The 7890-nt window shown below is 39.2% G+C and carries 7 protein-coding genes and 1 pseudogene; 2 read left to right on the forward strand and 6 right to left on the reverse strand.

The annotated features are described in order from the left end of the window. Positions 1-29: 29 nt before the first annotated feature. From H5158_RS19110 to H5158_RS19130, 5 genes are all read right to left on the reverse strand, one after another. The gene (locus H5158_RS19110) at positions 30-722 is read right to left on the reverse strand and encodes a PspA/IM30 family protein (protein WP_145242702.1); all 693 of its coding nucleotides are present in this window, start codon (positions 720-722) and stop codon (positions 30-32) included. Between the two features lie 30 nt (positions 723-752). Continuing rightward, positions 753-1166: a YjfI family protein gene (locus H5158_RS19115; RefSeq protein ID WP_145242701.1), complete on the reverse strand. Its 414-nt coding sequence runs from the start codon at positions 1164-1166 to the stop codon at positions 753-755. A 79-nt stretch (positions 1167-1245) separates the two neighbouring features. Beyond that, the gene (locus tag H5158_RS19120; RefSeq protein WP_182740656.1) at positions 1246-2967 is read right to left on the reverse strand and encodes a polyamine aminopropyltransferase; all 1722 of its coding nucleotides are present in this window, start codon (positions 2965-2967) and stop codon (positions 1246-1248) included. A 3-nt stretch (positions 2968-2970) separates the two neighbouring features. Then, positions 2971-3870, reverse strand: a complete 900-nt coding sequence (locus tag H5158_RS19125) for a DUF350 domain-containing protein (RefSeq protein WP_145242699.1) — start codon at positions 3868-3870, stop codon at positions 2971-2973. A gap of 38 nt (positions 3871-3908) precedes the next feature. Next, on the reverse strand, positions 3909-4841 hold the full coding sequence (locus H5158_RS19130) for a CHAD domain-containing protein (protein WP_145242697.1): 933 nt from the start codon (positions 4839-4841) through the stop codon (positions 3909-3911). 442 nt (positions 4842-5283) lie between these two features. Here H5158_RS19130 and H5158_RS19135 point away from each other — a divergent pair, with 442 nt between their 5' ends. Then, a complete protein-coding gene (locus H5158_RS19135; RefSeq protein WP_182740657.1) occupies positions 5284-5652 on the forward strand; it encodes a hypothetical protein in 369 nt (122 codons plus the stop codon). 61 nt (positions 5653-5713) lie between these two features. Beyond that, positions 5714-7066 carry a hypothetical protein gene (locus tag H5158_RS19140; protein WP_182740658.1) on the forward strand — a complete coding sequence of 451 codons (1353 nt, stop codon included), beginning with the start codon at positions 5714-5716 and terminating at the stop codon, positions 7064-7066. 179 nt (positions 7067-7245) lie between these two features. Here H5158_RS19140 and H5158_RS19145 read toward each other — a convergent pair. Beyond that, positions 7246-7890, reverse strand: a pseudogene (locus H5158_RS19145) (IS630 family transposase); the annotation flags it as partial.

Below are 7890 nucleotides of genomic sequence, written 5' to 3' on the forward strand. Positions count from 1 at the left end.
AGTTACCTTTTAATAATCGTAATTGCGCGTTAGCCGTTTTGCTTCGCTTTAATACGCGCTAAGATATCTGCACTTTTTGGATTGCTATCACCAATTCCAGCTTCAGCCATTTTAGCTTTAAGATCATCGCCATTAGTGTCAGCTTCAAGTACTTTAGCAGCACCAAGCTGGTCACTACGATCTTGTTGACGTTGCTTGATACGCTCAAGTGATTGGCGTGCATTCGTCATCGACGAGCTATTAGTATTAAGTGTGCTATTTACTGCCATTGTTGCTTGTTGCACGCTTTCAGTGGTTTTAACCATAGTAAGCTGACGTTGGTTTTCTTTGATCGATTTTTCAGCATCTTTTACTTGCTGCTTCAACGTTACAATATGATTGCTAAAACCAGCTAACACTTGATCATGCTCTGCTTTTTCAGCTTCAAAGTCGCCAATTTTCTCAGCAATTTCTAGCGCTAACGGTTCATTACCTTTTTCAAGTGCTTGACCTGCATACGCTTCGTGCTCAGCAATTGAGGCATCTAATGCGCTAATCTTACGCTTCGTTTGCATTTCTTTAGCCATCACTTCAGTTAGGCTTTTTTTAGCACGCTGCAGCGCGTTTTGCGCATCAGCAATTTCTTGTTCAAAGATACGAATACCATTCGCGTCAACAATTGCTTCGCCCGCTTCACGCGCGCCGCCACGTACTGCTGTAAATAACTTTTTTAAAATACTCATAATCTTAACTCCACTTAAAATAGCTAGCTGTTAATCGTTTAAATAAATGGTTACCGCTTCTAATGCATCGATGGCATTATCAGCTAAAGTAACTAGCTCATGGGTAATATCATCAAACGATGAATTAACCGACAAAGCACCAAAGATCGCATATTTATCATCAATCTTCGCAAATGCACTCAGCGGGATTGGTACATTCAAACGTAATAAGGTTTCATTCAACTCATCACGTAGTTCAGGCTTCACTTCCTCATCAGCGAACAAATAGCTAATACATAACAGCTGCTCTTGTGTCTGAGTAACAAAAATAGGAAGCTCATCATTGCCATCTACTATGACTTGCAACACATCTTGCTCGCCTGGATTGGCAATCAAGAAAGACTCAAAGTTAGCGCCTTCAGTTTCAAAAGATGCTAGTTTTATTGAAAGTTCATTTAATTCCATGTCTCTGCCTTTTGTCATTTGACATATTATGTCTGAGTTAAGATTCGCATGGTCGACATATTATGTCAACCATGATTTATTAATTTTTATACAATTCGCTTTCTATCTGCCATGCACTACGATAATAATCATATAAATTACCTGAGCCTAATTGATTGACTTCAATATCATTTATTTGTTCAAAATAATGATTGGGGAATACGAATGCTGCCAATAAATATTTTTTACTGATCCATCTAGAAGCAACTGGTAAGCTTGTTATATCGCTAATTCTCGCACTTGCAGATTGACCTGTGGTGGTTGCAATCGTCCATCCCCATTGTCCAAATGATGGAATATTTTGCTGGTATTGCTCAACATGCTTAAAACCTGCCGCTTTGACTGTTTTACCAATACTTAAAAATGCTTTTTTAGCATGATAAGGCGAAGTTGACTGCACAGCCATTGCACCATCTGCGGCTAGTAATTGACGGATATGATTATAAAAATAGTCACTGTACATTTTATTTAAATCGGGATGATTCGGATCAGGTAAGTCAATAATGATGGTATCAAAACGCTTACCTTCATCAAGTAACCGCTCTACTTCAAGAAAAGCATCACCCACTTTAATATGCGATCGAGGATCAGCCATTGAGTGCTTATTAAGTTTAGTTAAGCGCTCATGAATAGCTGCCGGAGGATTAAATTCATCGTCATCATGACCAAATAAACTAAGTAACTGGGCATCTAAATCAATTAAGGTGACTTCTTTAACAGGCCACTTCAATACGTCTCTTAGTGCTAACCCATCACCACCGCCTATAATCAATACATTATCGTGACGGTTCGAGGCTAATAATGGCGGATACACTAACATTGAATGATAAATTTGTTCATCAATGCTAGAAAACTGTAAGCGGCCGTTTAAGTAAAGATCGGTAATTGGATCGGGTTGATTGCGGCTCAATCGCTCGGTTAACACTAGATGCTGATACTTCGTCGCTTCAGAATAAATAACTTTATCCTTATAAAGCACATTACTTAAATCTTTCATCCAGCTACTACCAAGCATTAAAATAAAACCAAATAACACCAGTAAAGCGATATGACATACCAGTAATAGTTTGGCGTAACGGACATAGCTATGATAACGCCATAAGAATGCCAAACCTGCGATAATATTAAATAGCGCAGTCCATGCCGCAGCCTGCATGATTGGCATAGCCAACATAATGCTAACCCAAATAGCCGCTCCAATACCTGCACCTATATAGTCGGCACCGTAGATCGTGCCTGCATTATTTTCTAAGAAACGACCATAAACATGCTGACGTATGCGAGCGATAAGTGGAATTTCCATACCGATTAATAGACCTAACAATAAGCCAAATACATAAGGTAGGAATCGTGACCACTCTTGGAGTTTTTGAAAAACATAGCCGTTGAGCACCACATCCGCGGGTAGATTAAAAATGTCAGAAAAAATATGCGGTAAAGAATAACTAACAGCAATAACGCTGGCTATAGCTAAGATACAACCCATACCAACAAGTGCAATAAGACTTTCAAGCCAAGCAAAGGCGGTAAAGGCATCCTTAAACCAACGCGCTAAAAAAGCCCCTATACCCATAGCTACGATCATAGTGCCTATCATCGCATAAATAGCGCTCTCTACAGAGCCTAAAACTCGTCCGGCATAATGAGATAGCAGATATTCATAAATAAGGCCACACCCAGCGAGTATGGCCATAACAGTAATTAATAAAAAATCATGCCCAAGTAAGGAGTACTTACTTGGGCTTTGCTTAGAATGTGACAAGTTTTACGCGCCTAATAGAGTTGCCATGGTAATACCCACAGCAAACGAGATTGCCGCTGAAATAGTTGCTACACCCACATTTTTTTGACGGTTCACTTCGTCTGATATATCGCAACCTGAAAGGATAATTTTAATCGTAATTAAATGCAGTACGATAAATGCAATTAAACTAACCAAAGCGCTAATCGCCCAGAAAATCAAGCTGGTGTTAATGCTATCTGCAGCATAAGGCGCGATACCTGAAGCCGCAGTAAGCGCAAGCGCGCTACCGATTAAAAAGCCAGCATAGCGAATACCAACAGCCAAGTTACCGTCAACAATTGCTTGTTGTAGGCAATCTCCACTTCGGTTAGTACGCTTAAATAGTTGTACGCGATACTGGCTCACGAGCAATAACGCAATGCTACCAATAATAAACGCTGCTATAACGATTGGTAAACCATGCCAACCTTCTGTTGCCACCCAAAATAGCGCTGAGCGAATCACGATTGCCACACTCACAACATGACCAAAATCAATCACCGCGGCAGTTACATTACCCTTCACTATTTCATCATGTAAGCTGACCTTGCGCAGTGCCACTTTATCTTGAAAAAAGTGCCCAAGCTTTATTAGCACAATAGCTAACAAACCATAAGCTGCCATTTGCAATGCTTCTTGCTGTAAGCTCACTGCAAATGCACCACTGCTTACACCCGTCAGCACAATTGCTAAAGCAACTAAGCCAGCAGCAAAGCTAATACCAAACGCAAAATTATCACGCTCAGTGATCTCATCATTGGCATGTAAGTTAGATACCCAACCTTTGATATATTTAAGGCTCACAAACAGTGCAATAATAATCGCAAAATCAATCGCGATTGCTTGTAGTGACCACATAGTTATTCCATTAAATTCGTACATATTCTTTAAACTCCAACACTAAATCTTTAAATAGCCGTTTACTTACCGCGACTGACACCGCGAGAGGTTCTATTATTGCTGTTTCTGACCGATCCCGAGTCTTTACTATAGCTACTGGTTTTGGAGTAACTACTGCGACTTTTTGGTGGTGTATAACTGCTACGACTTAACCCAGAAGCCCCGGTTTTTTTAGATGCATAAGGGCTTGTGAATTGCTTACCTTGGCGTTGATACGATTGCTTAGTACGTGTTTCAACGGCGGTTTGTGCTTTAATTTGCTTAGGGCTAGAATAACGCGCACGACCATAATCATTATAATAACTATACTTTCGGCGCTTGCTCCAACTACCATATTCAACACGATCAAATACATCACCTAAAATGCGGTACATGCCATACCACTGCCAAAAGCTGATACCGCTACTGTTAGTTTGCCAATTACCATAATTAGGATTGCCGACTAACTGGTTGCCTTCACCAACCCCTTCAGCCTGCTGACTGATTGCACCGACACGCGCAAGCGAGCCACCCGACATATCAGCAAGCATATTAATAGGATCGGTCAAAGCATCCGAAAATAAAGCGGGCTTTGCAGCATCTCGCAACAAATCAATATTTTGCAGTGTTTCATCGTAAGGAGGAATAAGGTAAGTACTTTTGATATCAGCTAAGCGTTGTTGCAAACCTGAGTAAAGCGGGCCTTTTCGAGTTGCATCTTGCACGAGCACGCCAGCAATTTTAGCTAGCTCTGGCTTTTCATTGCTAAGTATACGGCCATATTCGCTTAATAAAGCGGCATTACGAATTGAGCCGTTATCTAAGGCACTACCAAGTCCTGCTAACTCAACTTCAGCTTTAGCTATAGATTGTTTAATTGTTTCTTGTAACTGCTCTTCTTTCGATTGACAGCCCATAAGTAAGCTTACCAAACAAAATAAACTGATAAGTTTCCAAGCTTTTATATTCGACATTCATGTCACCTGATTTACTAAATTAACCCAGCTAGTTTTACACAGCTCAGAAAGTAAACCAAGGAGGAAATTGCAACAAGATAATATTTTCTAAAGGTCAAAGGCTATGCTTTACTGCACTCAACTTTTAATTAGCTAGATGACAGCTACAGTCTCGACACGGGATCCCCATTCATAGTCGACAAACTCCCACACAAACATGAAGCGCTCAGCTCTTCTGCTTTATAAGCATAAGATCAGCGAGTAAACCTAGTAATAGTTTTTGTAATTTAGTTGGGTGCCCTCTCATTTGAATTTAAAAAAGTGATCATTTAATAATGGATACTTAAACGTACAAATATCCATTACATAGTATGGCCTAGCTAACCAGATTGAATAATTTGTTCTTATTACATTGACAATGTTGCCTCATTAAAATAATGTAAAAAAGGTACAAAGCAGGATGCTAGTATTAAGCTCTGCCGGTGGTCTGTCATCATCTCTATTTTCTATATTACATGGCGATTTAAGAGATATTCCACTTGAGAGTAAAACAGGTAAAATTACTGGGATTAATTACACATCTGCAAATTACCCAGATTCTTTTGGCGAGATTGTTGAATTGTGCTTTTATCGAGCATATAACAACAATCCCATTAAGTGCGAACCAATTGTGCCAAACTCTACTGGAGAGGTAACAGTATTTAATGGTGAGAGCTTCAAACCAGGTATTCAAGTATCAATTGTTCATAGAGTTGAAGCAACTGGTACTTTCCATTATTCAACACCAAATAGAATAGAAAGTATAACTTTTAACTACACAACTAACTAATTAACACCTTAGACTCCAAATTTAATCAAAGGAGTCTATTTTCGTTTAGAGGGTCAATAGTATGGATATACCTGATATCAAGAGAAGTTTGTTAAATGCGAGAAAAGCTTTTCCTCAGCCACAATCTGACCCCAAAAAAAGTAAGGATATAGAAATACATGCATCGGTTTCTTCATTATCGTCGAAATTAAGTAAGGCCAAAAGCTCTATTGATATTTCTAAATTAAGTCAGCAAAATTTATCTCTACATAAGGAAATACTCTCTTCAAATGCAAAAATAAATAGTGATGAGGTTGCCACAGCAAAATGGGAATTTGAACATTTATCCAAATCAAAACTTGAGACGATAGCATTAGACACAAGTAATACATTTAGCAGCTCAGAGAGGGTAGCTGCATATGAAAGATGGCACACACTTGATCAGCAAAACCTATCAAACCTAAAACGAGACAGCCTTAAATACGAAAGTAACGTTACCGCACTAGCATCATTTGAAGAATTACTATTATCTCATATGAACTCTTTTTCTTCTTTTAGTAAAGCGATGGTTTCCGATAAATATAGCTCGCAAGTAACATCACAGTTCGAGTCTATTTTAGATGAACGGGATTTAGAAAAAAGCAAAAATATAAGCCGGTCTGAGCATTATTATGAAGCTATGGTGACGGATATTTTTGGTGGTACTGAATCAGAAATTTTAAGCGGCGCTGATGGGATGTCCTTATCTAACTTAATGCGAAGTTCTTATGAATTTTTGACACAAGGAGATAGAGAGTTATTAGCTGATATCTATGAATATGCTGATAATAATAATATAGATTTTAAGTATATCCGTCAGTTTGCCAGTGATCTTGGTGGTTACAGAATGCATGACGATGGGAAGATACTTAATAATTTTAATAATGGACACTTCAACGGTGAAGGATACCAGCTTGCGGTCAGCTTTACGGATAAAGATCAAGCTACGATAAATAATATTCTTGATAGTCAGAAAAAATTATCTTCATCTGATATAGATGAGGGTTTCATTTCGTTTATGACTGAACCAGGTTTAAGTGCATTGTCTCATAGGGGTAGTTACCAATTTCTACAACATATGATAGAAATAAAAGCGGGAATAGTGCCAAGCTTTTCGGCTGAAAAATTTAAGGCTTTTGAAGATTCTTCTAAGGTTGATGATCGGTATGTTATTATTACTTCAGATAAGCAGCTCCTCAGACCAGAACCTGATGTTATTTGTAAAAATGGCACCTGTGAAGTAACCGAAAAAGGTCTTAAAAACAATGTTACTTTGGAGGAAAATAAAGGCAATCCAATATTAGATCTTAAATCTAACTCAATAAGCTCCCTGTTAGAACTCAGAGTGAACAATACAACCGAAAATAACACTCTATTTCAATGGCTTGCTGATTGAAGTCGAATTTATTTTAACAACCTTCTAGGCTAATACCAAACACATTTCGGATGCGACGCGCTATGGAGAGCACGCTGTGGTCATAGTTGATCACGCAAGCTGGCACATGGGCAATGTTGATGAAGGCATTAAAAATGTCTCTGTGATACCTTGCCTCCTTATACCAATCTGCATAAAGATTAAGTCAATTTTATCCAGTCTCTAGAGCATATGCTTTTAACCGTATCAGGCACTGAGATGAATTTATTCCACGCTTGCAATACCTGTTCGACTATTTCTTCATAACCACTAAATACACGGTTTGATAGACAGTGTTGCCGTAGCCAACTCCATACTTGCTCTATTGGATTTAACTCCGGGGAGTAAGGCGGAAGTTTTATTAGTGTGACATTATTGAATGGTTGTACCGTATCAATAGTATGCCAACCAGCGCCATCAACGATCACGACCGCATGACGTCCTGCCTCCGTGGCTTTTGATATTAATTCCATGTGTTGCGTCATGACCTCTTTATTGACGATAGGGCTGATCAGCGCTTCTGTTTTACCATTACTTGGGCAGACTGCACCAAATAAGTATCCATACTCAAACTGCTGTTGTTTTGTTGCGCGGGGCCTCGAGCCTGTTTCAGCCCATAAGCGTGTTGTTTGATTCTGTTGTCCAAACCGTGCTTCATCTTGAAACCAAACATCAATGCGCTCTAAAGGGAGATGTCCTGGGGTGTGAAGGATCGTTTCCACTTGGAACTTTTTTAAAAGCCTCTTGGCTTTCTTTTGACTGCTTTGGGTGCTTAGAACGGCTTGTGATCCAGCTAAACCCACGCT

It is taken from the genome of Pseudoalteromonas sp. SR45-6 (assembly GCF_014163545.1).
GTDB lineage: Bacteria > Pseudomonadota > Gammaproteobacteria > Enterobacterales > Alteromonadaceae > Pseudoalteromonas > Pseudoalteromonas rhizosphaerae.

Bases quoted from the DNA above. Each gene is read 5' to 3' on its own strand.
- H5158_RS19125 (WP_145242699.1), bottom strand. From the start codon at position 3,870: ATGTACGAATTTAATGGAATAACTATGTGGTCACTACAAGCAATCGCG.
- H5158_RS19110 (WP_145242702.1), bottom strand. From the start codon at position 722: ATGAGTATTTTAAAAAAGTTATTTACAGCAGTACGTGGCGGCGCGCGT.
- H5158_RS19130 (WP_145242697.1), bottom strand. From the start codon at position 4,841: ATGTCGAATATAAAAGCTTGGAAACTTATCAGTTTATTTTGTTTGGTA.
- H5158_RS19135 (WP_182740657.1), top strand. From the start codon at position 5,284: ATGCTAGTATTAAGCTCTGCCGGTGGTCTGTCATCATCTCTATTTTCT.
- H5158_RS19115 (WP_145242701.1), bottom strand. From the start codon at position 1,166: ATGGAATTAAATGAACTTTCAATAAAACTAGCATCTTTTGAAACTGAA.
- H5158_RS19140 (WP_182740658.1), top strand. From the start codon at position 5,714: ATGGATATACCTGATATCAAGAGAAGTTTGTTAAATGCGAGAAAAGCT.